Here is a 26691-nt window from a genome sequence, read left to right on the forward strand (position 1 = left end):
GCGTGACCGTCCACCCGCTGCCGCACCGCCTGCGCTGGGCCGTCGCCGACGGCGTCACCCTCACCGGCCGCGCGCTGGCGCACTGGGTCCGGCAACCCACGCAGGCGATCGTCGGGCTGCTGTTCCCCGTGCTGCTGGTGCTGATGTTCGGCTACCTCTTCGGCGGCGCGATGGGCGTGCCCGGCGGCGGCGACTACCGGGAGTTCCTGCTGCCCGGCATGTTCGCCATGACGATGGCCTTCGGCATCGAGTCGACGTACGCGGCCGTGGCCACCGACACCGCCCGCGGCGTCACCGACCGGTTCCGGTCCCTGCCGATGGCGCCCTCGGCGGTGGTCACCGGCCGGGCCGCCGCCGACCTGCTGCACTCCGCCGCCGGCCTGGCCGTCATGCTGGCCTGCGGCCTCGCCGTCGGCTGGCAGTGGCGCGCCGGCGCCGCCGCGGCCCTGGCCGCCGTCGGGTTGCTCCTGCTGCTGCGCTTCGCCCTGATCTGGGTCGGCATCCACCTGGCGCTGGTGCTGCGCCGACCCGAGTCGGTGGTGGTGCTGCAGATCCTGGTCTGGCCCGTCGGGTTCACCTCCAACGCGTTCGTCGCCCCCGACACCATGCCCGGCCCGCTGGCGGCGGTCGCGCAGTGGAACCCGCTGTCCGCGACCGTCGCGGCCTGCCGGGAGCTGTTCGGCAACCCCGGCTGGGGCGGCGAGTCGTTCGCCGCGCAGCACGCCGTCGCCCTCGCCGTCGCCTGGCCGCTGCTGCTGATCGCCGTGTTCCTGCCCCTCGCGGTGCACCGCTACCGCAGGCTCAGCCGGTGACCGGCGCCGTGACCGAACGGACCATCCCGATCCACGCCGACCGGGCGCGCGAGGCCCTGGACGCCGCCGCCACGGCGGTGCCCCTCACCCCCGCCGAACGTGACCAGGTCCGCGACGACCTGCGCCGCGCCGAGGACCTGACCGCCGACCTGCACCCGGAAGGACGCCCGTGACGATCGGCTCCCACGCCGTCACGTTCACCCCCGCCGACCCGCCCCGCGCCGGGGCACTGCTCGTCTGGTCGCCCGACGGCGGCCCACCGCCCGACGGGATCGGCGAACCCGCCCGGGTGACCCTGGCGACGCCCCCGCACGGCCACCCCACCCCGGTGCCCGCCCGACGGGCGTCGCTGGCGGCCGGCGTACCGCTGCTGCTCGCCGCGCCGGCCACGGACCCGGCGGCCGCGTTCTGGGCCGCCGCCACCCGGGAGGCCCTGCACCTGGCCGCCCACGGCCTGCTGCTGCCCGCGGTGACTCCCGCCGGGCACGACACCTGGCGCGTCGGGCCGCTCACCGCCGACGACGAGGCCCGGCAGGCGCGGCTCGCCGCCGCGATGCCCGCCACCGCCCGCGCGGTGCCGGTGCCCGGACGCACCCCCGCCTGGCTGCCCGACCCGGCACGGCTGCTGCGTGACTTCCTCGACGCCGTCGCCGACACCCTGCCCCGCGCCGACGACGCCACCGGGGCGTGGGCCGCGCCGACACCCACACCCGTCGGGCGGCTGCGCGACTGGGCCGCCCGGGTCGCCGCCCACGCCGACGCGGCGGTACGGCTGTCGCTGCGCCTGGAACACCACGACACCCCCGACGAACCGTGGCGGCTCGTGGCGCAGGTGCACCGCGCCGCCGCGCCGGGGCTGCTCACCGACGCCGCCGCGCTGTGGCACGCCACGGTCCCCGGGTTCCCGCCCGGCGCCCGCGACGCCGCGCTGCTGGCCCTGCGACACGCCGCGCGCGTGTGGCCGCCCCTGGCCGGGCTGCTGGACACGGCCGTGCCCGACGCGTTGGCGCTGACCGACGCCCACGTCGTCGACCTGGCCACCGGCGCGGCCGCCCGCCTCGCCGGCGACGGGATCGACGTGCACTGGCCGGCGGGGCTCGACCGCGACCTCACCGCCTCGGCCGTGCTGCGCGCCCCGGGCCGCCGCGCCGCCGGGACCGGGCTGCTCGCCGGGCCCGGCGACGTGGCGCTGCACTGGCGGCTGAGCCTGCACGGCGCGCCGCTCACCCCGGCCGAGCTGGCCCGGCTCGCCGACGCGCACCGGCCGGTGGTGCGGCTGCGCGAGCGGTGGGTGCTGGTGCCCCCGGAGCTGGCCCGCCGCGCCCGCGACCCGCACGCCGGGACACTGGCCGCGATGCCCGCGCTGCGCGCCGCGCTGACCGGCGCCACACACGTCGACGGCCAACGCGTCGACGTGACCACCGAGGGCTGGCTGGCCGACGCCGCGCGGCGGCTCGCCGACGGCGGGACCGCTCCCCCGGTGCCCGCACCGCCCGGGCTGGCCGCGACCCTGCGCGACTACCAGCGGCACGGGCTGCGCTGGCTGGCCCGGCTGACCGCGCTCGGCCTCGGCGGCTGCCTCGCCGACGACATGGGGCTGGGCAAGACCGTCACCCTCATCGCCCTGCACCTGCACCGGCAGGCCGACCCCGCCACCGCCGGCCCGACCCTGGTGCTGTGTCCCGCGTCGCTGCTCGGCAACTGGGAACGGGAGATCCGGCGCTTCGCCCCCGACACCCCCGTACGCCGCTTCCACGGCCCCGACCGCCACCTCGACGACCTCGACGGCGGGTTCGTCCTCACCACCTGGGCCACCCTGCGCCGCGACGCGGCCCGGCTGGCCGCCCGGCGGTGGCCGCTGCTCGTCGCCGACGAGGCACAGCACGTGAAGAACCCGCACTCGGAAACCGCGACGGCGCTGCGCGCGATCCCCGCCGCCGCCCGGGTCGCCCTGACCGGCACCCCCGTGGAGAACGACCTCACCGACCTGTGGGCGATCCTGGACTGGACCACCCCCGGGCTGCTCGGCACCCTCACCGAGTTCCGCGCCCGCTGGGTCAAGCCGGTGCAGACCGACCGCGACCCCGACGCCGGGCGGGACCTGGCCCGGCTGGTCGGGCCGTTCCTGCTGCGCCGCCGCAAGAGCGACCCCGGCATCGCCCCCGAGCTGCCCGGCAAGACCGAGACCGACCAGCCCGTCGCGCTCACCGCCGAACAGGCCGCCCTCTACGAGGCGTGCGTCGCCGAACTGCTCGACCTGATCGCCGGCACCGACGGCTTCGCCCGGCACGGGCTGGTGGTCAAGCTGCTCACCGCGCTCAAGCAGATCTGCAACCACCCCGCCCAGTACCTGCGCCAGACCGCGCCCCCGCTGGCCGGCCGCTCCGGCAAGCTCGACCTGCTCGACGACCTGCTCGACACGATCCTGCCCGCCGGCGGCGCGGTGCTCGTGTTCACCCAGTACGTGGCGATGGCCCGACTGCTGCACCGGCACCTGACCGACCGGGGCGTCGGCGCGCTGCTGCTGCACGGCGGGCTGCCCGTCGCCACCCGCGACGACCTGGTCCGCCGCTTCGACGCCGGCGAGGCCCCGGTGTTCCTGCTGTCGCTGCGCGCCGCCGGCACCGGCCTGAACCTCACCCGCGCCGACCACGTCGTGCACTACGACCGCTGGTGGAACCCGGCCGTGGAGGACCAGGCCACCGACCGGGCGTACCGGATCGGGCAGACCCGGCCCGTGCAGGTGCACCGGCTCGTCGCCGAGGGCACCGTCGAGGACCGCATCGCCGCGCTGCTCGCCGGAAAACGGGAACTCGCCGAGGCCGTCCTCGACGCCGGACCGGCGGCCCTGGCCGCGCTCAGCGACACCGAACTGGCCGAACTCGTGACCCTCGGCGGCAACCGATGACCCCGCGCGGCTTCACCGCGTTCCCGCCCGGCCGGGCCCGCCGCCCCCGCACATGGTGGGGCTCGGCGTGGAACCGGGCGTGGGAGGCCGACGCCCTCGACGTCAGGCCGCTGCGCGCCGGGCGCCGGCTGGCCGCCGCCGGGCACGTCGGCCCGATCACCGTCAGCCCCGGTCGGCTCGCCGCCGCCGTGCACGACGGCGACACCGAGCAGGCGTACGCCACCCGGGTGCGCGTCGCACCGCTGGCCGAGGACGACTGGGACCTGTTGGCCGGTGAGGTGGCCGCCCGGGCCGGGCACCAGGCGGCGCTGCTGGCGGGGCAGCTGCCCCGCGACCTGGCGAACCTGGCCGGGGTGCGGCTGCTGCCCGCGCTGGGCGAGGTCACCCCGGAGTGCGACTGCCCGGAGTGGGACCACCCGTGCCGGCACGCCGCCGCGCTGTGCCACCAGGTGTCCTGGCTGTTGGACGCCGACCCCGCCCTGCTGCTGCTGATCCGGGGCCGCGACGCCCGGCAGCTGCTCGCCACCGCGCCGGCCCCCGGCCGCACCGTGCCACGGCCGGAGTCGACGCCGCCGTCCGGGTCACCCGGTCAGGCCCGTGTCGCGCCGGAGCCACCCGCCGGGCGTTCCGACGCGGCGGGGACGGCGGCCGTCGAGGCGTACACCCGCCCGACGCCGCCCCTGCCGCCGCCACCGGGGCCGGCGGGAGCGCCCACGCTGCCGTTGCTGCCGCCCGGCCCGGACGTCGACGTCGACGCGGTGCGCCACCTCGTGGCGGTGGCCGCCGAGCGGGCGGCGGCACTGTTGCGGCAGCACTGACCGGCCAGCCGCGGCGGTTGGGCGAGTCGAAGCGGCCCGCCGGCCCCGGCCGGGGTGCCGTCGGCGGCGCGGAGACCGCCGGAGCGTCCTCGTGGAACGGTGCCGGCGTACCGGCGGTGGGGGCCGAGGTGGCTGGTCAGGCCGGCGGCGGCAGGCCCGCGTCGGCGATGCGCTGCCGCATGGGCCGCCGGCGCACCGCGGCGAGGACCTCGTGCAGCAGGTCGGCCAGCGGCACGGGCAGCTCGGCGTCCAGCCCGCGCATCGCGGCGGTCGTCGCCGCCCACTCCGCCTCGATCACCGGCAGCAGCTCGCGGGCCCGGTCGGTCAGGTGCACGATGCGCTGCCGGGCGTCCACGCCCGGGGTCAGCTCCACCAGGCCGGCGCGGGCCATCTGGGCCACGGTCTGGCTGGCCGCCGAGTGGGTGACCCCCACCCGGCGGGCCAGGTCGCGGATGGGCAGCGGCCCGTCGGCCACCAGCACCCGCAGCGGCGGCGAGAACCGGGGCCGGTAGTCGGCCAGGCCCCGCTCGGCGTACACCGCGGCGACGTCGCCGTCGAGCACGTCGAGGACGTGCCGCAGCAGCGTGCCCACGGCCTCCCGGTCCGGTACGTCGGTCACCCCGCTAATGTAACAGCGCTGTTGTATCTGGTGGGACGAGGGAGGACAGGCGATGACGCAGCGGTATGCCCTGACGGAGCCGTACGCGCACGGGATGCTCGACGTCGGCGACGGCCAGCTCGTGTACTGGGAAACCTGCGGCAACCCCGACGGCAAGCCCGCGGTGGTGCTGCACGGCGGACCCGGATCCGGCTGCTCGCCCAGCTGGCGGACCTTCTTCGACCCGGCCCGCTACCGGGTGACCCTGTTCGACCAGCGCGGCTGCGGACGCAGTCTCCCGCACGCCGCCGACCCCACCGTGGAGCTGTCCACCAACACGACCGACCACCTGATCGCCGACGTCGAACGGCTGCGCGAGCACGTCGGGGTGGACCGCTGGCTGGTGCTGGGCGCGTCCTGGGGTTCCTGCCTCGCTCTGGCGTACGCCCAGCGGCACCCGGAGCGGGTCAGCGAGCTGGTGCTGTTCAGCGTCACCGCCGGCACCCGGCGGGAGATCGACTGGATCACCCGGGACATGGGGCGGGTCTTCCCCGCCGAATGGGCCCGGTTCCGCGACGGCGTGCCGCCGGCCGACCGCGACGGCGACCTGGCCGACGCGTACGCCCGGCTGCTGGCCGACCCGGACCCGGCGGTGCGGGACCGGGCCGCCCGGGATTGGTGCGCCTGGGAGGACACCCACGTCGCCACCGCCCCCGGTCACCGGCCCGACCCCCGCTACGCCGACCCGGTGTTCCGGACGGTGTTCGCTCGGCTGGTCACCCACTACTGGCGGCACGACTGCTTCCTGCCCGAGGAGCAGGTGCTGCGCGAGGTGGGGCGGCTGGCCGGCATCCCCGGCGTGCTGCTGCACGGCCGACTCGACATCAGCAGCCCGGCGGACATCCCGTGGCTGCTGGCGCAGTCCTGGCCGGACGCGCGCCTGGAGCTGCTGGAGCGCGCCGGGCACGGCAGCAGGAACGGCATGGCGGAGCGGGCCGTCGCGGCACTGGACGGCTTCGCCGACCGCCGCTGACACCCCGCCCCACCGGTCAGGTCAGGAGACCTCCGGGCCGGCGCTGCGCGCGCCGGGCCGTGGTCAGCGGCCGGCGAGCGCGGCGCGGACGGGGCCGGTCTTGGCGGCGGCCTCGGCGACCTCGGCGTCCGGGTCGCTGCCCCAGGTGATGCCCCCGCCCGCCCAGACGTGCACGCGGTCGGCGTCGACGGCGGCGGTGCGGATGGTCAACCCCAGGTCGATCCGCCCGGGGGCGACCCAGCCGAGAGCCCCCATGCTCGCGCCGCGCCCGACCGGCTCGAGGGCGGCGACGCGGCCCAGCGCGGCGAGCTTCGGGGCGCCGGTGACCGAGCCGCCCGGGCAGACCGCGCGCAGCAGGTCGGCCAGGCCGAGCCCGTCGGCGACCGCCGCCGACACCGTCGACTCCGCCTGCCACAGGTCGCACCAGCGGCGTACGGCGAACAACTCGTCGACCCGCACGCTGCCGGTGCGGGCGACCCGCGCCAGGTCGTTGCGCTCCAGGTCGACGATCATCACGTGCTCGGCGCGTTCCTTGGCCGAGGCGAGCAGCTCGGCGCGGCCGACGGCGGTGGCGGGCCGGGTGCCCTTGATCGGTCGGGTGACCAGCCGCCCGCCGGTCAGCTCGACCAGGGTTTCCGGGCTCGCGCAGCCGATCGCCCAGCCCGCCCCGGTGAGGGTGCCGCCGTAGCGGGCGCCGGGCAACCCGGCGAGCCGGCCCAGGGCGGGCAGCGGGTCGCCGGCGTACCGGGCGGCGGCGTGCCCGACGAGGTTGACCTGGTAGACGTCGCCCCGGCCGATGGCGGCGCGGACCGCGGTCACCGCCTCGGCGTGCTGCCGCGGGGTCCAGCTCTCCGCCCAGTCGCCCAGCCACCAGCCGGCGGCGGGCGCCGCGGCGGCCGGCGGGGCGGGCGGGCCGTGGCCGTAGACGACCACGGCGACCTCCGGCAGCGCGGGGGCGGGGCTGGCGGCGCCGGCCGGCGCGCCGGCGAGGACCGCGCCGGCGGCGGCGGAGACGTAGAGGGCGGCCCCGCAGGCGCCGGCGGGGTCGTGGCCGGCGGCGGGGCGGGCCAGGTCGTGCAGCGGCAGGCCGTGCGCGGCCAGGAACTCCTGCGCCAGCGCGGCCGGGTCGCCGCCGTCGGCGGGCCGCCACTGCCAGCGGGCCCGCTCGACGAGCGTACGGCGGCAGGCGACCGGCGCCGCCGGCACATCGCCCCCTGCCCGTGAAAGCGTTTCCACGCCGTCCGGCCCATCCTCCCTCATCCGTTCAGTGGATTTCCCGGAAACGACGCGCATACCTGCTCGATGCCGTCCACTTTCGCTTGGTACTGTGCGTCACTGGTCATGTGAACCATGACACAGTGCCCCCACAGTCCGGAGATCCCGATGTGCCAGCACCAACCCACCTGCCCCTCCGCCGAAGCGACCGACCGGGAAGCCGCCCGCATCCTCGCCTGCTTCCCTGAGCAGGGCTGGAGCCTGCTCTGCAACGGTGTCATCGTCTTCGAGGACACCGGCGAACTACTCCCCGACGGCAGGACCATCGCCCCGCACCGCGGCCCGGCCCGACACGCCCTCGTCGCCTGACCTGTCACTCTCCGTCACGCAGTCTTGTGGCGTCGACCCAGGCTAGTCCCCCGGTCGGGACCGCCGCGCCCCAGGTCGGCGCATCCGCCGGGGCGGCACCTCGACCGCCCCGGCGCGCCGCGACATCAGCTCTCGAACGCCTCCGGTGACGGGCAGGAACACACCAGGTTCCGGTCACCGTACGCGCCGTCGATGCGCCGCACCGGCGGCCAGTACTTTCCGGCCCGGTCCACCCCGGCCGGGTACGCCCCCACCGACCGCGGGTACGCGTGCGGCCACTCGTCCCCGGCCACCATCGCCGCCGTGTGCGGCGCGTTCGCCAGGGGGTTGTCGCCCGCCGGCCACTCCCCGGCACCCACCTTGTCGATCTCCGCCCGGATGGCGATCATCGCGTCGCAGAACCGGTCCAGCTCGGCCAGGTCCTCGCTCTCGGTCGGCTCCACCATCAGCGTCCCCGCCACCGGGAACGACATCGTCGGCGCGTGGAACCCGTAATCGATGAGGCGCTTCGCCACGTCGTCCACGCTCACCCCGGTCGCCTTCGTCAGCGGCCGCAGGTCGAGGATGCACTCGTGCGCCACCAGGCCCTTGTTGCCGGCGTACAGCACCGGGAAGTGCCCGCGCAGCCGCGCCGCCACGTAGTTCGCCGCCAGCACCGCCACCCCGGTCGCCCGGGCCAGCCCCGCCGCGCCCATCATCCGCAGATACGCCCACGGGATCGGCAGGATCCCCGCCGACCCGTACCGCGCCGCCGAGATCGCGGGCCGACCGTCGACGTGCGCGCCCAGCGGGTCGCCCGGCAGGAACGGCGCCAGGTGCGCCCGCACCGCCACCGGCCCCACCCCGGGACCGCCGCCGCCGTGCGGGATGCAGAACGTCTTGTGCAGGTTCAGGTGCGACACGTCCGCCCCGAACCGGCCCGGCTTGGCGAACCCGACCAACGCGTTGAGGTTCGCCCCGTCGACGTACACCTGACCGCCGGCGTCGTGGACCTTCGCGCACAGCGACGCGATGCCCGTCTCGTACACCCCGTGCGTCGACGGGTACGTCACCATGATCGCGGCGAGCGCGTCGCGGTGCTTGTCGATCTTCGCGTCCAGGTCGACCAGGTCGACGTTGCCGCCGTCGTCGCAGCCCACCACGACGACCCGCATCCCGGCCATCACCGCGCTGGCCGCGTTCGTGCCGTGCGCCGACGACGGGATCAGGCACACGTCCCGGTGGCCCTCCCCCCGGCTGCGGTGCCAGGCCCGGATGGCCAGCAGACCCGCCAGCTCACCCTGCGAGCCGGCGTTGGGCTGCACGCTGACCGCGTCGTAGCCGGTCACCTCCGCCAGCCACGCCTCCAGCTGGGCGATCATCTCCCGGTAGCCGGCCGTCTGCGCCTGCGGCGCGAACGGGTGCACGTGCGCGAACTCCGGCCAGCTCACCGGCTCCATCTCGGTGGTGGCGTTGAGCTTCATCGTGCACGACCCGAGCGGGATCATCCCCCGGTCCAGGGCGTAGTCGAAGTCCGACAGGCGCCGCAGGTAGCGCAGCATCGCCGTCTCGGAGTGGTGGCTGCGGAACACCGGATGGGTGAGGAAGTCCGACGTGCGGGCCAGCCCGGCGGGCAGCGCCGCGGCCACGTCGCCGACGACGGCGTCGACACCGAAAGCGGCCCACACCGCCGCCAGGTGCGCCGGCGTCGTCGTCTCGTCGCAGGACACGCCGACCCGGTCGGCATCGACCAGCCGCAGGTTCACCCCCCGCACCGCCGCAGCCGCCACAACCTCGGCGGCCCGGCCGGGCACGGTCGCGGTCACGGTGTCGAAGAACGCGACGTCCGCGACGCTCACCCCGCCGGCGCGCAGCCCGGCCGCGAGCCGCGCCGCCATCTCGTGCGTACGCGCCGCGATCGCGCGCAGCCCGTCCGGGCCGTGGTACACGGCATACATGCCGGCCATCACGGCGAGGAGCACCTGCGCGGTGCAGATGTTGCTGGTCGCCTTCTCCCGCCGGATGTGCTGCTCGCGGGTCTGCAACGCCAGCCGGTACGCCGGGTTGCCGTCCGCGTCACGGGACACCCCCACCAGACGGCCGGGCAGCATCCGCTCCAGACCCGCCCGCACGGCCAGGTAGCCGGCGTGCGGCCCACCGAAGCCCATCGGCACGCCGAACCGCTGGGTGGTGCCGGCGGCGATGTCGGCGCCGATCTCCCCCGGCGGGCGCAGCAGCGTCAGGGCCAGCAGGTCCGCCGCCACGGTGACCAGCGCGCCGGCCGCGTGCGCCGCCTCGACCAGGCCCGCCTGGTCGCACACCGCCCCGGACGCCCCCGGATACTGCAGGTGCAGACCGAAGAACTCCGCCGGCAGCTCCTCGCGCTCGACGTCGAGCACCCGCACGTCGATGCCGAGCGGCTCGGCCCGGCTGGTGATCACCGCGACGGTCTGCGGCAGGGTGTCGGCGTCGACCACGTACACCGCGCTCCTGCTCTTCGACGCGCGGCGGGCGAGGGTCATCGCCTCCGCCGCCGCGGTGCCCTCGTCGAGCATCGACGCGTTCGCGGTGGCCAGCCCCGTCAGGTCCGTGACCATCGTCTGGAAGTTCAGCAGCGCCTCCAGCCGCCCCTGGCTGATCTCCGGCTGGTACGGCGTGTACGCCGTGTACCAGGCCGGGTTCTCCAGCACGTTGCGGCGGATCACCGCCGGGGTGTGCGTGCCGTGGTAGCCCAGGCCGATCATGGACACGGCCACGGTGTTGCGGGCGGCGAGGGCCCGCAACTCGGCGAGCGCGTCGTGCTCGGTGGCCGGCTCCGGCAGGTCCAGGGTGCCGTGCCAGCGGATCACCTCGGGGATCGCCGCGTCCATCAGCTCGTCGATCGAGCCGTAGCCGACGGCCTCCAGCATCCGGCGCTCGTCGGCCGGATCCGGGCCGACGTGGCGGGCGGCGAACTGCTCTGCGGTCATGGGCGGCGCTCCCCTGAGGCGAGGTCGACAGGTCGGCCTCCCCCTCTGTCGCGCCCGCACAGCGCTCCACAGTGCCTGCCCACGAGGTCCTTTTGCCTGAGAGGTTCCGGGGAGGATTTGCCCCTTCGGCGCCGCCCGAGGTGCTTTCTGGGCGGTCTCTCCCACGTGGGTGGTACCGGCATGGTCAACGCTACCAGCGCCCGGTCGGCCGATGGATGTCGTACCCCCTCGACATGATCACGGTGAGCTGTGGAGGTGTGATGTGACGCCCGAGCCCGCGACCCACCCTGCGCGCCGGCGACCTGGCGTTGACCTCCACCCGGCTCGACCACGGCAGCGTCACCGCCGAGATGGCCCGCCGCCAGCCCGACGGCACCTGGCGGCGGGTCATCGACCAGCCCCGCGCCGCCGGCCGACCCCGGCGCCCCCGCCGGCTACCGGCCGACGCCGGTCAGGCCCGACGGCACCGCGCCCGAGACGACGTCACCGCCGGCCGGTGCCCCCACCGTCCGATCAGCCAACGCCGGCAGCAACCGGCCCAGCGACGCGTCGAGGGTCAACGCCGCATACCCGTCGCCCCGCGTCGGCCCCTGGTTGACGATCACCACCGGGATGCCCAGCTTCGCCGCCCGCAGCACGAACCGGCGACCCGACATCACCGTCAACGACGACCCCAGCACCAGCAGCAGCCGCGCCCGCTGCACCATGTCGAAACAGCGGGCCACCCGCGGCGCCGGCACCGTCTCACCGAAGAACACCACGTCGGGCTTGAGCACCCCGGTGCCGCAGAACGTGCAGTCGACCGTCCGGAACCGCGCCACCTCGTCGTCGTCGAGATCCACGTCACCGTCCGGGTTGACCGCCGCGACCCGCGCGTCGAACCCCGGATTCGCCTCCCGCAGCCGCCGGTCCAGCTCCTCCCGGGACGTCTGGTTGCCGCACCCCAGGCACACCACCTCGTCGAGACGACCGTGCAACTCCACCACCCGCGGGCTGCCCGCCGCCGTGTGCAACCCGTCGACGTTCTGCGTGATCACCCCGTCGACCAGCCCGCCACGCTGCAACCGGGCCACCGCCCGGTGCCCGTCGTTCGGGGCCGCCCGCGCGATCACCCGCCACCCCAGGTGGCCGCGCGCCCAGTAGCGCCGCCGCGCCTGCGCGTCCCCGGTGAACACCTGATAGGTCATCGGGGTGTGCCGACGGGCCGCCCCACTGGGCCCCCGGTAGTCCGGGATGCCCGACTCGGTCGACAGGCCCGCCCCGCTCAACACCACGACACCACCGCCCGCCACCAGGCCGGCCAGCGCGTCGACCGTCTCCGTCACCCGTCCATGCTGCCTCAACGGCCCGCGCCCCGGCGAACACCCCGCGACCCCACCGCGGCATGCCGGAGCGGCGACTAGGTTGGCAGGTATGCGCGTCGTCATCGCCGGAGGCCACGGCAAGATCGCCAAACTGACCCACCGGGAACTCGCCGGGCGCGGCGACACCGCCGTCGGCCTGATCCGCAACCCCGACCACGCCGCCGCGCTGACCGCCGCCGGCGCCCACCCCGTCGTCGCCGACCTCGAACACGTCGGCGTCGCCGACCTCGCCGGCCACCTCGCCGGCGCCGACGCGGTGGTCTTCGCCGCCGGCGCCGGCCCCGGCAGCGGCGCCGCCCGCAAGGACACCGTCGACCGGGCCGCCGCCGTGCTGCTCGCCGACGCCGCCGAACGCGCCGGCGTCCGCCGCTACCTGCTGGTCTCCTCGATGGGCGTGGACGGCGAGCCGCCCACCGGCACCGACGAGGTGTTCGCGGCGTACCTGCGGGCGAAGAAATCCGCCGAGGACGACCTGACCGGCCGCGACCTCGACTGGACCGTGCTGCGACCCGGCCGACTCACCGACGACCCACCCACCGGGCGGATCACCCTGGCCCGGCACGTGCCTCCCGGCGCGGTCACCCGCACCGACGTCGCCCGCGTGCTGCTCGCCCTGCTCTACGAGCCCCGCACCGCCAGGCAGATCCTGGAGCTGGTCGGCGGGGAAACCCCGATCGCCGACGCCGTCGCCTCCATCGCCGCCGGCTGACCGGCCGCAAGATCCCGCCGGGCCGGAATCGGGCGGCGCCCACCGCGCCACGTCCGGCACGCCCGCCCGCCGCGGCGTCCCGCCGCGGTCAGCCGTCGAGCACCGCCCGCAGCCGCGCACTGGCCGCCCCGGCGGCATAGGCGTCGGCCCGCAACTGCTCCGACTGCGCCGACAGGTGCTCCTGCCACTGGCTCAGCTGCTGCTGCGCCGTCGTCACCGCCGCCACCAGCGCCGCATGCCGGCCCTCCAACTCCCGCACCTGCCCCCGCAGGTCCTCACCCCGAGGCACCCCCTGAGGGGAAAGAGACCCCGCCCGGCGATGCGCCTCGGCGAGGATCTCGTCGGCCTGCCGCCGAGCATCGGCAATGATCTCCGCGCCCTCCGTGCTGGCCTCACTGATCGTCCGGTTCGCCTCGTCCTGCGCCCGTACCGCCAACTCGACCACCAGCGGGTCCGGGCCCTGCGGGGCGGTGCTGGGCAGCGCGCCGTGACGCAGCATCTCCACCTGCCGCACCAGCCCGTCGTTCTCCCGCCGCAGCCGATCCACCTCACCGTCGAGCAACGCCATCCGCTCGTCGACCGACCGGGCCAGGCCAGCGACCTCGTCGGCGGACAACCACTGGCTACCCCGGAAGCGGCGGGCCTCCAGCGCGCCCAACGCCCGGGTCAGCTCGCCGGTCGGGACGGCGGAGACCCGGTCGCCATGATCGATGCTCATCGGACACCTGTCCAACTGAAGTCCCGCGGCGCGGCGGCCGCCGCGCTCGCGAGAGGTGGATAAAGAGACTGGTCGTAACTCTCCACCAGGATCCGTTCCGGCGGCACACCGGACACCGTCAGGGCGGTGATCGTCTCCCGGGTCATCTCCGGACTGCCGCAGACCAGCACGTCGGTGTCCCGCCACGGACCCAACCGCACCGCGGTCTGACCGGCCGTACCCACCTCACCCTGCCACTGCCAGCCGCTCTCCACCGTCGGCACGTACCGCAACCACCCGCCGCCCGCACCGGAGCGCCACGACCCCGCCGGCGGCGTCGCCGCCAACTCCCGCAACGCCTGGTCGTCGTACAGGTCGTCGGGGGTCTTACCGCCCACCACCAGCGTCGTCGCACGCCCCGACCCCTGCTGCACCGCCTCCGCCACCGCCCGCAACGGCGCCAACCCGGTGCCGCCCGCCACCAGCAGCAACGGCAGCTGCGACCGGTCGTACGACGACAACGCATCCCCCACCGGCAACCCCAACAGCAACTGGTCGCCCTCGCGCAGCTTCCGCACCAGATGCGTGGAGAACCGACCCGCAGCCCGGACGTGGAACTCGATCGTCCCGTCGGCGCGCGGCGCGTTCGCCGGCGACAGGTACCGCCACATCCGCAACTGCGGCACCTGCACCGGCAGCGACTGCCCCGGCAGGTAGTCGCACAGGTAGTTCGGGCGGACCGTGAACACGCACACGTCGGCCCGCCGCCGCTGCACCCACTGCACCTCCGCCTCCCAGTACGGCGGCGACGTCCGCTCCGCCTCCGCCGCCCCCGTCAGCATCAACCGCGCCACCAACTCGTACGCCGCGGCCCACTCCGCGCGCAGAGCCGGCGTCCACCGTGGCCCGAGGAAGCGTTCCAGCGTCGCCAGCAACGCCTGCCCGACCCAGATGTAGTGCCACTCCGCCAACGGCACCGGCCGACCCTGTCGGTCCTCGCCACGGAACCGGCGGTGGTCGGCCCCCAACCGCTGCGCGAACGCCGTCAGCTCCCGCTCGTCGTCGACGTGGGTGATGATGTGCCCCAGGGCCGAGAGCAACTTGTCCTGCTGGTACTGCATGTTCGTCGGGAACATCGTGCGGGCCTCGGGCGCGATCACGAACAACGTGGCGTAGAAGTACTTCGCCGCCTCCGGGCCGGCCACACAGAACTGCGCCCAACTCTGGCGTAACGCCGCGACGTCCATGCCTCAGCCCTCCTGCCGGCGGGCGGCGTCGTGACGCTCCCGCAGGGTCAGCCCCACCACGCCCGACGCCCCGTACGCGCGGTCACCCTGCCACAGGTTCGGATCCGGCACCCGGGTGTCGTAGTAGCGGTGGTGCACCGCGTGCAACGCCGCCCACCCCACACTGCCGTTGAGCCACGACCAGTCACCGTGCACCGGCCGGCCCGCCCGCTCCTCCTGCGCGCAGAACTTCATGAACAGCTCCGACTCGGTGTGCGGATCCGACACCCGCACCCCCGCCGCCCGGAACGAGTGCAACACCGCCTGGTTGATCACCAACACGGCGTGCTCCCGCCACAGCGTGTCCTCCCGCGAGGTGTCCAACCCCAACCCCCGCGCCACCGGCAGCAACTGGTCGTACCGATCCCGGTCACCCATGTTCCGGGTGCCGATCTCGTCACTCAGGTAGTGCCCGTTGAACGGGGCACAGCTGTAGTCCACCCCACCGACCCGCAGGCGCATGTTGCTGATCACCGGCAGGGCGTGCCAGCGCAGCCTCAACTCCTCGAACCACAGGTACGCCGGATGCGTCAGGGCAACCTCGCGGACGAGGTCCCGCGGCACCTCCACCAGCGTCGGATCCTCGTACGCCGTCTCGATCACCCACGGCAGCAGGTCGAACCGTCCCGGCACCGCCGGCGGACGCCACCCCAGACGCCGCGCCGCGTCCGTCATCGCCACCTGCGCCGGATCACCCAGCACCGACCCGTCGTCCAGCCGATGACCGCAGTAGCGGATCAACTGGTCGTTCCAGATCCGCGCCCGCGGACCCACCCCGGGCCGATCCGGCGCGAACACCGTCATCACCGACTGGATCCGCCCACCGTTGTCAGCCACCGAAAGGTGCTGCGCCAACTCCTGCGCGATCCCCGCCACCGTCGTCACGTCACGCCGGTCCCGGACCTTCAACCCGGCCCACCGGACCCGCCCCACACAGCGCACCGACTGCCGCCACGCCACCTTCGCCCCGTACGCCAGCTCCTCGGAGGTGTGCCGGTACGTGCCGGTCAGCGCGATCTCCTCCCGCACCTCCGCGATCCGCGCGGCCACGTCCGGCAGCCGCCGCTCCGCGTGGTAGAGACGCAGGAACTCGACGGCCTCCGCCGCCACGTCCGCCATCGGAGGCGCCTGCGGCCGGGGATCATGCGCCACCGGGCAGCCCGACCCCTCGCCGTCCACGACACGCCCACCGGCATCCACCAACACCGCGGCGGCATGATAGTCAGTCTGCACGTTGTTCAAATCCGATCGTCGGGTAGGCGCGGTCGTCGCCTTCTGCGTCGTCCCCCGGCACGGTTCACCGACCCGCCGCCGCGCATGTCACGGACAGTGACATGCGCGCGGCAAGCCGCGCGCCGCACATAGGATTCCCGGCCACACAAAGACTGTCAACAGTCCGACTCACGCCGAAAACGTCCACAATCGACGCTTGCCCCGCAAGCACGCCACTCTGGACATCGCCATGCGCGTGCCTGCCTTGCTTCGCCCGGAGGCGATGGGCGCGTTGGCACGGCGGCGTGGGTTGCGGTGCGTGGTGATGTGGGGGGCGGGCCACACCCCGTCGGTGGTCGCGCGCCGTCCGTGCCGGGACGTCGGCTTGCGGTACGGCCGCCGCGAGGCGTCCGCGAAGCGTCGGCGTGGTGCCGCTGAGCTGGCGACCCGTCGACCCGCTGTCGGCAGGTCCTGGGCGGGTCGGGTGCTGCGGGCGCTGTCGAGCTGCCCCACCTGTGGGACCACCCGTCACACACCAGGGAGTAAGCACGCCGCCACCCCGACCAGGAGCCAGCGGCACGCGCCCCGACGCCGCGCTCAGCCCGCCCGGCGCCGAGCCCGGCGCGCCGCCAACTCGTCACCCACCGGATCCCCCGCCGGCGCCGACGGCGGCACCGACGTCGCGGGCTCCGCCGGCAGATGCGACAACGAACCCTGGATCTCCTTGAACGCCCCGCCGATCGCGATACCGAACACCCCCTGGCCGCCCTGCAACAGGTCGACCACCTCCTCCGGCGACCGGCACTCGTACACGGTCGTCCCGTCGGAGATCAACGTGATGCCCGCCAGATCCGCCACCCCACGGGACCGCAGCGCCTCGATCGCCTTCCGGATGTTCTGCAACGACACCCCGGCGTCCAGCAGCCGCTTCACCACCTTCAGGACCACCAGGTCCCGGAACGAATACAACCGCTGCGTGCCCGAACCCGACGCGTCCCGCACGCTCGGCACCACCAACCCGGTGCGCGCCCAGTAATCCAACTGGCGGTAGCTGATCCCCACCGCATGGCAGGCCGTCACACCTCGATAGCCAACGGTGTCGTCACCCTCAGTCGCCAACCCTGGCGACGTCACACCCGGCTCGTCCAGCTCCGTACCCGGATCGGGATCTCGCGGCTCGTGCATCCGGACAACCTCCCCGCCAGTGCGGTGACACGTCGTTTCCGGGACGTGCACCCCTCGACACGGCAACCCTATAGCCGCCTTCAGAGATTGCCCCGGAGGAACCGGCGCGACACGCCGCGCCACGACAACGAAGATCACCCACCACGCCGGAACATCACCGAACGTGACACCCGAAAGACACCGGAATCAGCCGGCGAAGTCCTCCGGACGCACCTGCTCCAGGAACTCGCGGAACTTCTCCACCTCGTCCTCCTGCTCGTCGGGAATCACGATCCCCGCCTCGCTGAGGACCTCCTCCGCACAACGAATCGGCGCACCGACCCGCAACGCCAACGCGATGGAATCACTCGGCCGGGCCGACACCCGCACCCCGTCACCGATCAACAGATCCGCGTAGAAGACGTTCTCCTTCAGCTCGGTGATCTCCACCGCCCGCAACGGCGCCTTCAACGCCGCCAACACGTCCCGCAGAAGATCGTGAGTCAGCGGCCGGGCCGGCTTGACCCCCTGCTGCTCGTAAGCGATCGCCGTCGCCTCGACCGCGCCGATCCAGATCGGCAGATAGCGGTCCCCCTCGACCTCCCTGAGCAGGACGATCGGCTGGTTGCTGGGCAGCTCCACCCGAACTCCGACCACGCTCAGCTCGCGCACCGCCGCCTCCGTGTCGTTGTCACCTACGCCGCACCGTGCCCTTCCCTGCACGGTACACGGACCGCGACACGGCCGTCCCATGCGCTACCCGCACCACGCCCGCGCCAGAAAGGGGTTACCCCGGCAAGCCTACGACACGCTTCCCGGGGCAGATCTTTCCCCACAACCCCGCCGGATCACCGACCCAACGTCGACCGCAACCCCACCCGCACCAACGCCGCGTGCAACTGCTGCGACAACGCCACCAACTCCCGCGCCGTCTCCGCCGCCCGCGCCCGCGCCGCCGGATCACTCTGCCGCGCCAACGGCGCCACCAACTGCGCGAACAAACCGACCTCCCGGTCCGCCGCCGTCCGGTAACCCCGCAGATGCCGCGGCTCCAACCCGTACGCCGCCAGACCCGCCACCGCCCGCGCGATGATCAACGCATCGTCGTCGTACCAACCCGGCGGATCCGACACCACCACACCGAGCCGCTCCAACTCACCCAGCGTCGACTCGTCGATCCCACTACGCGCCACCAGATCCGCCCGGCCGAGCCGCACCTGCGGCGACCCGGCCGGCTCCTCCGACACCCGCCCCGGCACCTCGCCACGAGGGCCCACCGCCACCAACGTCGGCCGCTGCCGACCCGGCGACTCCCCGGAAGCGTCCCACTGCGCCAACTGATCACGGATCACCCGCAGAGGCAGATACTGGTCCCGCTGCGCGGTCAGCACGAACCGCAACCGCGCCACATCGTCCCAGCTGTACTTCCGGTAACCCGCCGCCGTCCGCTGCGGCTCCACCAGGCCCTCGGCCTCGAGAAACCGCAACTTCGAAATCGTCACGTCCGGAAAATCCACCCGCAGCTGACCCAGCACCTCACCGATGCTCATCAACGGTCGGGCACGCGCCGCCCCGGGCGGCGTGGAGGCCGCAGGCTCGTTCACCCCCGGCCGGCCTCCTCCTCCGGGCGCGGACCGGCGATGAACACCACCCGGAACTTACCGATCTGCACCTCGTCACCGTTGCTCAACGTGGCCGCCTCGACCCGCTCCCGGTTCACGTACGTGCCGTTCAGGCTTCCCACGTCCCGCACAGTGAACGTCCCACCATCACGGTGGAACTCGGCGTGCCGCCGCGACACCGTCACGTCGTCCAGGAAAATGTCACTGTCCGGATGCCGGCCACTCGTCGTCACATCGTGATCCAGAAGGAACCGGGCACCCGCGTTCGGACCCCGGCGAACCACCAGCAGCGCCATCCCCGGCGGCAACGAACCGGACATCCGGCTCGGCACCACATCGGTGTCCGGCCCCTCCAGCACTTCGTCGAGCGAACCGAGATTGAGCGTCGAAGTGACGTCGAGCGGGGGGAACTCGTCGTCTGGGCGCGTCATGGGACCACCTCACGGATCTGTTCGGTCGGCGTCGGGGTAATGGCGGGTCTGGCCGCCGGGCACTCCAACACCCGGCGGCTGGCTCCCCGTGCCCGGAAAGGCAATTCCGCAACGCTCAACTATTGGGTTCTCGGTCGACTGGGCGAGCCTAGCCAGCGCCGAAATGCAGGGCAACCGGACGCGCGGACACAACCACCACGCCCGGAGGGGACGCACTCAGCTCTCGGTGAGCTCACGATACGCGTCCGCGGACAGCAGCCCTTCGACCGCCGCCGGATCATCCGGAGTGATCTCCACCAACCAACCCGCACCGTACGGGTCCGTGTTGATCACCTCAGGGGTGTCGCCGAGCGCCTCGTTGCGCGCCGCCACCGTACCGCCGAGCGGGGCGTAGATCTCCGACACGCTCTTCGTCGACTCGATCTCACCCAACGACTCACCCGCCGCCACCACCGCACCGACGTCGGGCAGCTGGACAAACACGATGTCACCCAGGGCGTCCTGTGCAAAGTGGGTGATGCCGACCCGCACCGGGCCGCCGCCGTCACCCGCCACCCACTCGTGCTCGGCGGTATACCGCAGATCCTCAGGAATCACCAGACGCGTCCTTCACCATCGACGCACCGGACACCACCGGTGCGAGCCGCGCCGGTCAGGAGACCGGACGGGCGTGTTCCAGCTTGATCGGCGCGTGCAGCGCCGAAACCTCGGCAGCCTCACGATCCTCAACGATCAACTTACCGCCGTCGCCCGTCACCGACGCCACCACCCCGCCAGGAATGTTCAACGCCGTACGCATCGTCGCCGGATCACCGATCACCGTGATCGTGAACGGACCCGTCAACCGACGCCCGTCCACCACCAACGACCCGTTCTCCCCGTCCAGAAAGTACGTCGAGGCGATGATCCGCACCGTCGCCCGGTCACCGCCGGAAATCTGCATCGCCTCCGCACCGGCGCCCCGCAACTCCTGCACCGCGTCCAACACCCGCGACGCCGAGATCGGCTTCTCACCCGCCTCGAACCGCACCGCCAACCCCGGACCCGTCGCCGGCAACGTCCCCGCCAGGATGCCCAACTCGTCGGCCCGCCGCGTCGCCTCGTCCAACGCCGCCTGCCGCCCCTGCTCACCCGAACGCAACTGCCGCTGACTCTCCTCCAGCGCCGCGATGTCCTGCCGCAGCCGGACCTCCCGCGAATTCAGGTCGTACAGGATCCGGACCAGGTCCTCCTGCCGCGTCGCCGCCACCGTCGGATCCGTCGACGTCGTCTTCAACTGCACCACCAGCGTGAACCCCAGCAACGCCAGCAGCACCGCGATCATCACCCCGGCCGAACTCACCCGCCGCCGCGACGACCCCGCGACCGCCGACGCCTCCGGCGACGACCCGCCCGACCCCTCACCGGCAGCCCGGCTCAGGTCCACCGTCGCGCCCTCGTCGAACCGCTCCGGCTCCGCCACGGACGGCTCCGCCCGCTCCGGCGCCAACGGGCTCAACTCGTCCGGATCCGGCGCGTCCGGCCGCGGATCCGGCTCCCCCGCCGGACCCGACGGCCGCTCCGGCCCCGCCGGCTGCGGCCAACCCGTGCCCGTCTCCGTGTGCTCCTCGCTGCTCATCGCCACCAACCTACGCCCGGAACAGGTGCCGACGGATCGCCGCCACGTTCCCGAAGATCCGCACCCCGAGCACGACCACCACACCCGTCGACAACTGGCCACCCACCCCGAGCTGGTCACCCAGGTACACGATCAGACCCGCCACCAGCACGTTGGAGATGAACGACACCACGAACTGCTTGTCGTCGAAGATCCGGTCGAGCTTCGCCCGCACCCCACCGAACACCGCGTCCAACGCCGCCACCACCGCGATCGGCAGATACGGCTGCAAACCCGCGGGAACCGTGGGGTCGAGCCAGACCCCGAGGACCACACCGGCGAGCAACGCCAGCACCGCGATCATCGACCACCTCCGGAGGGGCTGGGAGACGTCCTCGAACCGGACGGCTGAGAACTGGCGGAACGGTCCGCCCCCGACGGCGACGGACTCGCACTCGCCGGAGGCTCCGCGTAGCGTAGCCGCGGCTCCGGAGCGGCCGGCAGGGTGAGGTCCTCGGCCTCCCGCACCGCGAACGACAACCCGGTGTCCTCCGCCACCTTCCGCATCGTCAACGCACTGCGACTGTCCTCGTACCGGTCCCGCATCGACCCCGGCCCGATCGCCGACACCTCGTACGGCCCCGTCACCGGCCGGAAGTCCACCAGGATCGCCTGCCCCGCCGACCGGATCGTCGACGTCGCCGTCAACCGCTGCCCGTTGATCGAGATCGCCTCCGCGCCGGCGGCCCACAGGTCGTTGGCGACCCCCTGCAGATCGCTGTAGATCACCCGGGACGGGCCGACGTCCGCGCCCGTCACCGCGTCCGGATTCTGCGGCGCGTCCGCCAGCCGCACCACCACGCCGTCACCCCGCACCCGCCCCAGGCCCGTGCCCGCCTCCAGGGTGCGCAGCCGCGCCGCCTCCGAGCCGCCCAGCGCCGCGGCCCGCTGCCGCGCCACCTCCGCCCGCAACTGGTCCGCCCGCTCCGACAACCGGTCGGTCTCGCTCTCCCGCTGCTTGATCTGCGCCACCAGGCCGGAGCGGGCCTGGCTGCGCCCGGGCTCGGCCTCCAACGTCTGCCGGTACGCGACCGCGAACAGGAACCCCAGCACCACCGCCAGGACCAGGCTCACCGACCGCGCCGACCAGTGCCGCCACCCCGCCGGCGGGCCCTGCCGCTCCCGGCGCCGGGCCGCAGCGTCGGCGTACCCCGGATCCAACGGGTTGCGGAACAACTCGGTGAGGAAGTCCGGGGCGTACACCCGGTCGGACCGCCCCCGACCCTCGCCCGGCGGTGTCGTCATGCCGACGCTCCCTCGGCGCGCACGGCCCTGAGCAGCCGGCTCGCCTGCACCACGTACATCGCGCCGGCCACCCAGTAGAGCACCAGGCCCCACCAGGCCAGCCCCCAACCGATCGGCCCGGCCACCGCCTCGGCACCGGGAACCGCCGCGGCGAGCAGCAGGACCGGGAAGGCGGCCAGCAACAGGAACGTCGCGGTCTTGCCGACGTAGTGCACCGGCGGCGGGCCGTACCCGTACCGCCGCAGCACCACCAGCGACCCCAGCAGGAGCAACTCCCGGGCCAGCAGCGCCGCGGTGAACTGCCAGGGCACCACGCCCCGGGCGGTGAACCCGACCAGGGTGGCGAGGATGTAGAGGCGGTCGGCGGCCGGGTCGAGCAGCTCCCCCAGCCGGCTGACCTGGCGCATCCGGCGCGCCGCCCACCCGTCCACCCAGTCCGTCGTGCCGCCGACGGCCAGCACCACGATCGCGGCCACGTCGGCGTGCGCGACGAGCAGGAGATAGAGGAAGAGCGGGACGCCCAGCAGCCGGACGAAGCTGATCAGGTTCGGCACCGTCAGGACGCGGTCGCCCGCTGCCGGTGCGCTCGTGCCGGCGCTGGCCTCCGCGTGTTCCGAGCGAGCCGGCCGACGCGACACCGAACCTCCTCCGCCACACGCTCCGACCGCCCGGCCGAGGACGGGCGTCGCGAGTTCCGTGCGCGCTGTCGGGCCGGCTGACGCCGGCACCCCCTGCGATCCCCGTACGGGACCGCCGCCTGACTCGGCCCGCGATCAACGTGATCGCGGGCCGGCTGACTGCGCTGCCACTATATCGGGCCCTTCGCCGCCTCCCCGGGTTCAGGCGTCCGGTTCCGTCGACGCTGTCCGGGTGTCGACGGGGTGGCCACCACCCCTAAGGCATCCTAGGACACTAGCGGGAAGCGGACGGCCGTGTGGCGGGACGGGCGGCGCGCGGGGAAGGCCGTCAGGCGGTGCGGACCGAGGAGTCCGACTGCGGCTCCGCCGTCGCGGCCTGCTCGAACGCCCGCAGGGCCAGCAGCAGGTCGTGCTGTACGCGACCCGGCATCCGGTCCAGCACCGCCTGCACCGCCCGGTGCCGGCGCTCCTTCAACTCGCGCAGCAGCGTCTCGGCGGCGGCGGTCGGCACCAGCCGCACCTCCCGCCGGTCCCGGGGGTCGGCCACCCGGCGCAGCAGGCCGGTGGCCTCCAGCCGGTCGCAGAGCCGGCTCGCCGAGGACGGCACGACGTCCAACAACTCGGCCAGGCCGTTGACGTTGGTCTCCGGCCGACTGCTGATCAGCGACAACACGCGCAACTGTGTCGGCGAGACGGCCATCTGGTGCCGGGACACGGCGGAGTCGAGCACACCGACGAGCGCCTCGGCGGCGGCGTCGATCGCCGCGGCGAGATTCGGAGGTCGCTCCACCAGGTGTCCCCTGCGATCGTCCCGCTCGTGCCCGGCCGTTGCGGCGACGATCCTCACCCGTCGCCCCGGCCACCCGTGCCACGCCAGTCCAGGCAGACCACGACCGCGTCGTCGCGGAGATCCGCGTCCGCATGCCAGGCGTGCAGTTCGCGCATCACCGTACCAACCGCCTCGGCCGGCGGTTGCAGCCGCGTGGCGCGCATCGCCCGCGCCATCGCCCGCTCGCCGTACGCCCCCCGGTCACCGGGATCGGCGGCCCACACCCCGTCACTGACCACGAAGATCCGGTCCCCCGGCTCCAGGTCGAACTCCTGGACGTCGTAGCGGGCCTCGGCGAACATGCCCAGCGGCAGCTGCTGCTCCAGCGTGATCGGCGTGACGGTGCCGCCGCGCAGCCGCAGCAGGCGCGGGGAGCCGGCGTCCACCGCCCGCACCCGACCGGTCACGGTGTCCAGTTCCAGCAGCAGCGTGGCCACGTACCGTCGCCCGCGATGTTGGTAGAAGACCGTGTCGGAGGCCAACTCGGCCTGCTCGACGAGGCTGCCCCCGGAGCGCCGCGCGTTGCGCAGCGCGTTCACGGTGACGGCCGTGAGCAGCGCCGCCGCCAGGCCGATGCCGGCGCCGTTCAGCACCGTCGCCGTGAGCCGGTCACCGTCCACCGACCAGTCGAAGTGGTCCCCGCCGACCGTGTACGCCGGCTCCAGCTGGCCGGCCAGCTCGAACGCGCCGTGGCTGACGCTGCGTCCCGGCAGCAGCTCCCACTGCATCTCGGCGGCCATGCTGAGCCGCTCCCGCCGGCGCACCCGGCGGTACCGGTCGGTCTCTCGGTCCGCCGCCCGCAGGACGACCGCCAGCTCGCCGGCGATGTCCGCGACACGGTCGACGCTGTCCGGGCCGAGCGGGGCCGGCAGCTCGACCAGGAGCACGCCGAGGCGCTCCCCCCACACCGACAGCGGCAGGTAGAGCCGGCACCGCCCCTCGTCGTCGGCGTCGGTCACCGGCTGCTGGCTGCTGAAGCAGCGCTGCGCCATGCTGTGGCAGGCGAGGAAGTCCCCGTCGGGCAGCTCCGGGTCCAGCACCGGCCACAGCCCGCTGATCCGGTAGTCGGCGATGAACACGTCCGTCCGGGACGCGCCGAGGCCGGCCCGGATGGCCCGGTCCGCCGCCTCCACCACCTGGTCGGGCGGCGCCGCACGCAACGCACGCGAGACCTGGGCCGGTGCCTCCACCATCAGTCATCCTCCGGAAACGCTTGCCGTAGGGCAAGCATCATACGGAGGTGTCGTCGGCGCCCGGGCGGCCGGGCGGCCCGACGCCGGCGGGGGCGGCGTACCCGACCCGGGCGGACGACCCGACGGCACGCTGCCGCCCCCGCGCGGCCTCGCGGCGGCGCGGGCGGCGGGCGGGGCCGGTCAGCCGGCCGAGCGGACGGCGACCGCGCCGTGGAAGGCGTCCGGAACCTGCGCCGGCGGGCCGGCGGGACGCCACCGGGTGATCGGCACGATGCCGTCGGCGGTGGGCGTCCAGCGGCCGAGCAGCGGCGCGAACGCGGCCGGCGGGCGCATCCGGAACGCCGGGCCCATCATCGCGAGGGCCTCCGGGTGGCCGGCCAGCTCCTCGGTGTCGAAGTCGACCGCCAGCAGGCTGCCCGGCGCCGTCGCCTCGTAGAGCTCGTCGAGGGTGCGCGCGAGGGTCTCGTCGTCGAGGAACGCGGCCAGGCCGAGGAACACCACCCCGGCACGAACCGGTGCAGCTGGGCGCGGTCCACTGTGCCGATGTCGGTGGCGTCGCCGTAGCCGTAGCCGGCCCGGTCGCTGCCGGCGAGCAGACGCTGGCCGAGGCGGATGGTGACCGGGTCGACGTCGGTGTAGAGCACGGTGGCGTCCGGGGCGACCTCGTGCACGTTGCCCATGGTGGGCACGCCCGCGCCGAAGACCAGGAAGCTGTCCACGCCCGCCGCGGCCATCGCCCGGACCGCCCGGCCCAGGAAGGCCCGCAGCTCCCGGAAGACCGGCGCGCACGGCCCGTACGCCTGCTCGAAGGCGCGGGCCGCCGCCACGTCGACCGGGAAGTGGTGCTCCCCGCCGAGCCAGAAATCGATCATTCACGCGGTGCTCGGCTGGTCCGGCTCCACCATCGACGACGCTCCCTCCCCGGCGGTCGTCGACAGCGTACCCACCGGTCGTCCTGGGCGGTATCGCCTCGCCGACCGGGCACCGGCCGCGATACTGGCCGGGAACCGGCGGGAGGTGGGCGGTGAACTCGGCGAACGGCGCGGCGGTGGTCGTCGGCGTGGACGGCTCGGAGGCGGCGCTGCGCGCCGTACGGCTGGCCGCCGTCGAGGCGACCCGCCGGAACCGGCCACTGCGGATCGTGCACGGGTTCATCTGGCCGCTGCTGCGGGTGCCGGTGGACGCGCCCGCCGGCGGCCCGCCCGGCGCCGGCCTGCGACACCAGGCGGAGCAGCTCGTCGCCGCCGCGACCACCGAGGCCGAGGCGACGGTGCCCGGGCTGCGCGTCTCCGGCGAGATCATCGACGGGGAGGCCGCCGCGGTGCTGCTCGGCGAGTCGCCGGCCGCCGCGATGATCGTGCTGGGCGACCGGGGGCTCGGCGGGTTCTCCGCCCTGGTGGTCGGCTCCGTCGCGGTGCAGGTCGCCTCGTACGCCGACTGCCCCGTGCTCGTCGCCCGGGGCACCGACCGCCCGGACGGACCCGTCGTGGTCGGGGTCGACGGCTCCGAGACGTCCCGGCTCGCCGTGGAGTTCGCCGTCGAGGAGGCGTCGGTCCGCGACGCCCCGCTGGTCGCGCTGCACGCCTACCGGCACCCGACGTCCACCGCGCCGGGCGACATGCAACCTCTGGTGTACGACGACACCGAGCTGCGCTCCGAGGAGGAGCGGGTGGTGGCCGAGTCGCTGGCCGGGCTGACCGAGCGGTGGCCGGACGTGCCGGTCAGCCGGGAGACCGTGCGGGGCCGCCCCACCACCGTGCTCGCCGAGGCGTCCCGGCGGGCCCAGCTGCTCGTGGTGGGCCGGCAGGGCCGCGGCGAACTGACGGGGCTGCTGCTCGGCTCGGTGAGCCAGTCCGTGCTGCACCACGCCGACTGCCCGGTCGCCGTCGTCCACGCGCCCCGCTGAGCCGAGCGCGGGGTTGGCCCCGCCGCAGGCGGGTAGA

At 74.3% G+C, this 26691-nt stretch carries 28 protein-coding genes, 1 pseudogene and 1 riboswitch; of the genes and pseudogenes, 9 read left to right on the forward strand and 20 right to left on the reverse strand.

Annotated elements, in window-relative coordinates; translation table 11 throughout:
- The first annotated feature begins 2 nt into the window (after window positions 1-2).
- Genes AB0G14_RS14620 through AB0G14_RS14635 form a run of 4 tightly spaced genes read left to right on the forward strand, consistent with a single transcriptional unit; the run spans window position 3 to window position 4538 of the window.
- The gene (locus AB0G14_RS14620) at window positions 3-812 is read left to right on the forward strand and encodes an ABC transporter permease (RefSeq protein WP_357697463.1); all 810 of its coding nucleotides are present in this window, start codon (window positions 3-5) and stop codon (window positions 810-812) included.
- Complete coding sequence (locus AB0G14_RS14625; RefSeq protein WP_357697395.1) at window positions 809-985, forward strand: hypothetical protein; 177 nt, start codon at window positions 809-811, stop codon at window positions 983-985. The genes AB0G14_RS14620 and AB0G14_RS14625 overlap by 4 nt, the downstream gene beginning before the upstream one ends.
- A complete protein-coding gene (locus AB0G14_RS14630) occupies window positions 982-3720 on the forward strand; it encodes a DEAD/DEAH box helicase (protein WP_357697397.1) in 2739 nt (912 codons plus the stop codon). Before AB0G14_RS14625 ends, AB0G14_RS14630 begins: the two co-directional genes overlap by 4 nt.
- Window positions 3717-4538, forward strand: coding sequence for an SWIM zinc finger family protein (locus AB0G14_RS14635; RefSeq protein ID WP_357697399.1), 822 nt, complete (start codon window positions 3717-3719; stop codon window positions 4536-4538). Before AB0G14_RS14630 ends, AB0G14_RS14635 begins: the two co-directional genes overlap by 4 nt.
- A gap of 136 nt (window positions 4539-4674) precedes the next feature.
- On the opposite strand, the gene AB0G14_RS14640 is transcribed toward AB0G14_RS14635, so the two are convergent.
- Window positions 4675-5157, reverse strand: a complete 483-nt coding sequence (locus AB0G14_RS14640; protein WP_357697401.1) for a MarR family transcriptional regulator — start codon at window positions 5155-5157, stop codon at window positions 4675-4677.
- Window positions 5158-5209: 52 nt separating this feature from the next.
- Here AB0G14_RS14640 and pip point away from each other — a divergent pair, with 52 nt between their 5' ends.
- Window positions 5210-6169, forward strand: coding sequence for a prolyl aminopeptidase (gene pip, locus AB0G14_RS14645; RefSeq protein ID WP_357697403.1), 960 nt, complete (start codon window positions 5210-5212; stop codon window positions 6167-6169).
- Between the two features lie 63 nt (window positions 6170-6232).
- On the opposite strand, the gene AB0G14_RS14650 is transcribed toward pip, so the two are convergent.
- A complete protein-coding gene (locus tag AB0G14_RS14650) occupies window positions 6233-7462 on the reverse strand; it encodes a chorismate-binding protein (RefSeq protein ID WP_357697405.1) in 1230 nt (409 codons plus the stop codon).
- A gap of 90 nt (window positions 7463-7552) precedes the next feature.
- On the opposite strand from AB0G14_RS14650, the gene AB0G14_RS14655 reads away from it, so the two are divergent.
- On the forward strand, window positions 7553-7753 hold the full coding sequence (locus AB0G14_RS14655) for a DUF5999 family protein (protein ID WP_275029585.1): 201 nt from the start codon (window positions 7553-7555) through the stop codon (window positions 7751-7753).
- A gap of 125 nt (window positions 7754-7878) precedes the next feature.
- Here the strand turns inward: AB0G14_RS14655 and gcvP are convergent, their stop codons facing one another.
- Entirely contained in the window at window positions 7879-10701 is a 2823-nt protein-coding gene (gene gcvP, locus AB0G14_RS14660; RefSeq protein WP_357697408.1) for an aminomethyl-transferring glycine dehydrogenase, read from the reverse strand.
- A gap of 74 nt (window positions 10702-10775) precedes the next feature.
- Window positions 10776-10875: riboswitch (glycine riboswitch) on the reverse strand.
- 101 nt (window positions 10876-10976) lie between these two features.
- Here gcvP and AB0G14_RS14665 point away from each other — a divergent pair.
- Window positions 10977-11102: pseudogene (locus tag AB0G14_RS14665) on the forward strand (DUF4440 domain-containing protein); the annotation flags it as partial.
- A 33-nt stretch (window positions 11103-11135) separates the two neighbouring features.
- Here the strand turns inward: AB0G14_RS14665 and AB0G14_RS14670 are convergent.
- Complete coding sequence (locus AB0G14_RS14670; RefSeq protein WP_357697410.1) at window positions 11136-12026, reverse strand: NAD-dependent protein deacetylase; 891 nt, start codon at window positions 12024-12026, stop codon at window positions 11136-11138.
- A gap of 88 nt (window positions 12027-12114) precedes the next feature.
- Between AB0G14_RS14670 and AB0G14_RS14675 the strand changes: the two genes are divergently transcribed.
- Window positions 12115-12774 carry an NAD(P)H-binding protein gene (locus AB0G14_RS14675; RefSeq protein ID WP_357697412.1) on the forward strand — a complete coding sequence of 220 codons (660 nt, stop codon included), beginning with the start codon at window positions 12115-12117 and terminating at the stop codon, window positions 12772-12774.
- An 88-nt stretch (window positions 12775-12862) separates the two neighbouring features.
- Here the strand turns inward: AB0G14_RS14675 and AB0G14_RS14680 are convergent, their stop codons facing one another.
- From AB0G14_RS14680 to AB0G14_RS14755, 16 genes are all read right to left on the reverse strand, one after another.
- On the reverse strand, window positions 12863-13492 hold the full coding sequence (locus tag AB0G14_RS14680; protein ID WP_357697414.1) for a hypothetical protein: 630 nt from the start codon (window positions 13490-13492) through the stop codon (window positions 12863-12865).
- Complete coding sequence (locus tag AB0G14_RS14685) at window positions 13489-14718, reverse strand: globin domain-containing protein (RefSeq protein WP_357697416.1); 1230 nt, start codon at window positions 14716-14718, stop codon at window positions 13489-13491. The genes AB0G14_RS14680 and AB0G14_RS14685 overlap by 4 nt, the downstream gene beginning before the upstream one ends.
- A gap of 3 nt (window positions 14719-14721) precedes the next feature.
- A complete protein-coding gene (locus tag AB0G14_RS14690; protein WP_357697418.1) occupies window positions 14722-15876 on the reverse strand; it encodes a nitric oxide synthase oxygenase in 1155 nt (384 codons plus the stop codon).
- Between the two features lie 690 nt (window positions 15877-16566).
- A complete protein-coding gene (locus AB0G14_RS14695) occupies window positions 16567-17154 on the reverse strand; it encodes a MerR family transcriptional regulator (RefSeq protein WP_357697420.1) in 588 nt (195 codons plus the stop codon).
- Window positions 17155-17340: 186 nt separating this feature from the next.
- Window positions 17341-17805 (reverse strand): bifunctional nuclease family protein, encoded by a 465-nt coding sequence (locus tag AB0G14_RS14700; protein ID WP_089014393.1) that lies wholly within the window; start codon window positions 17803-17805, stop codon window positions 17341-17343.
- Between the two features lie 176 nt (window positions 17806-17981).
- A complete protein-coding gene (locus AB0G14_RS14705; RefSeq protein WP_357697465.1) occupies window positions 17982-18683 on the reverse strand; it encodes a MerR family transcriptional regulator in 702 nt (233 codons plus the stop codon).
- A 50-nt stretch (window positions 18684-18733) separates the two neighbouring features.
- On the reverse strand, window positions 18734-19186 hold the full coding sequence (locus AB0G14_RS14710; protein WP_007071101.1) for an FHA domain-containing protein: 453 nt from the start codon (window positions 19184-19186) through the stop codon (window positions 18734-18736).
- A 216-nt stretch (window positions 19187-19402) separates the two neighbouring features.
- Window positions 19403-19783 carry a glycine cleavage system protein GcvH gene (gcvH, locus tag AB0G14_RS14715; RefSeq protein ID WP_357697423.1) on the reverse strand — a complete coding sequence of 127 codons (381 nt, stop codon included), beginning with the start codon at window positions 19781-19783 and terminating at the stop codon, window positions 19403-19405.
- 55 nt (window positions 19784-19838) lie between these two features.
- Window positions 19839-20804 carry a DUF881 domain-containing protein gene (locus AB0G14_RS14720; protein WP_357697425.1) on the reverse strand — a complete coding sequence of 322 codons (966 nt, stop codon included), beginning with the start codon at window positions 20802-20804 and terminating at the stop codon, window positions 19839-19841.
- A 10-nt stretch (window positions 20805-20814) separates the two neighbouring features.
- Entirely contained in the window at window positions 20815-21147 is a 333-nt protein-coding gene (locus AB0G14_RS14725) for a small basic family protein (RefSeq protein ID WP_091106953.1), read from the reverse strand.
- Complete coding sequence (locus tag AB0G14_RS14730; protein ID WP_357697427.1) at window positions 21144-22088, reverse strand: DUF881 domain-containing protein; 945 nt, start codon at window positions 22086-22088, stop codon at window positions 21144-21146. Before AB0G14_RS14730 ends, AB0G14_RS14725 begins: the two co-directional genes overlap by 4 nt.
- The gene (locus AB0G14_RS14735; RefSeq protein ID WP_357697467.1) at window positions 22085-22648 is read right to left on the reverse strand and encodes a CDP-alcohol phosphatidyltransferase family protein; all 564 of its coding nucleotides are present in this window, start codon (window positions 22646-22648) and stop codon (window positions 22085-22087) included. The genes AB0G14_RS14730 and AB0G14_RS14735 overlap by 4 nt, the downstream gene beginning before the upstream one ends.
- Before the next feature lie 406 nt (window positions 22649-23054).
- Entirely contained in the window at window positions 23055-23516 is a 462-nt protein-coding gene (locus AB0G14_RS14740; protein WP_357697429.1) for a MarR family transcriptional regulator, read from the reverse strand.
- Window positions 23517-23569: 53 nt separating this feature from the next.
- Window positions 23570-24748: a PP2C family protein-serine/threonine phosphatase gene (locus tag AB0G14_RS14745; protein ID WP_357697431.1), complete on the reverse strand. Its 1179-nt coding sequence runs from the start codon at window positions 24746-24748 to the stop codon at window positions 23570-23572.
- A gap of 180 nt (window positions 24749-24928) precedes the next feature.
- Window positions 24929-25102 carry a hypothetical protein gene (locus tag AB0G14_RS14750; RefSeq protein WP_357697433.1) on the reverse strand — a complete coding sequence of 58 codons (174 nt, stop codon included), beginning with the start codon at window positions 25100-25102 and terminating at the stop codon, window positions 24929-24931.
- Window positions 25099-25620 (reverse strand): SAM-dependent methyltransferase, encoded by a 522-nt coding sequence (locus tag AB0G14_RS14755; RefSeq protein WP_357697435.1) that lies wholly within the window; start codon window positions 25618-25620, stop codon window positions 25099-25101. Before AB0G14_RS14755 ends, AB0G14_RS14750 begins: the two co-directional genes overlap by 4 nt.
- A gap of 152 nt (window positions 25621-25772) precedes the next feature.
- On the opposite strand from AB0G14_RS14755, the gene AB0G14_RS14760 reads away from it, so the two are divergent.
- Window positions 25773-26654, forward strand: coding sequence for a universal stress protein (locus AB0G14_RS14760; RefSeq protein ID WP_357697437.1), 882 nt, complete (start codon window positions 25773-25775; stop codon window positions 26652-26654).
- Window positions 26655-26691: the final 37 nt, after the last annotated feature.

Source organism: Micromonospora sp. NPDC023814 (assembly GCF_040639595.1).
Lineage (GTDB): Bacteria > Actinomycetota > Actinomycetes > Mycobacteriales > Micromonosporaceae > Micromonospora.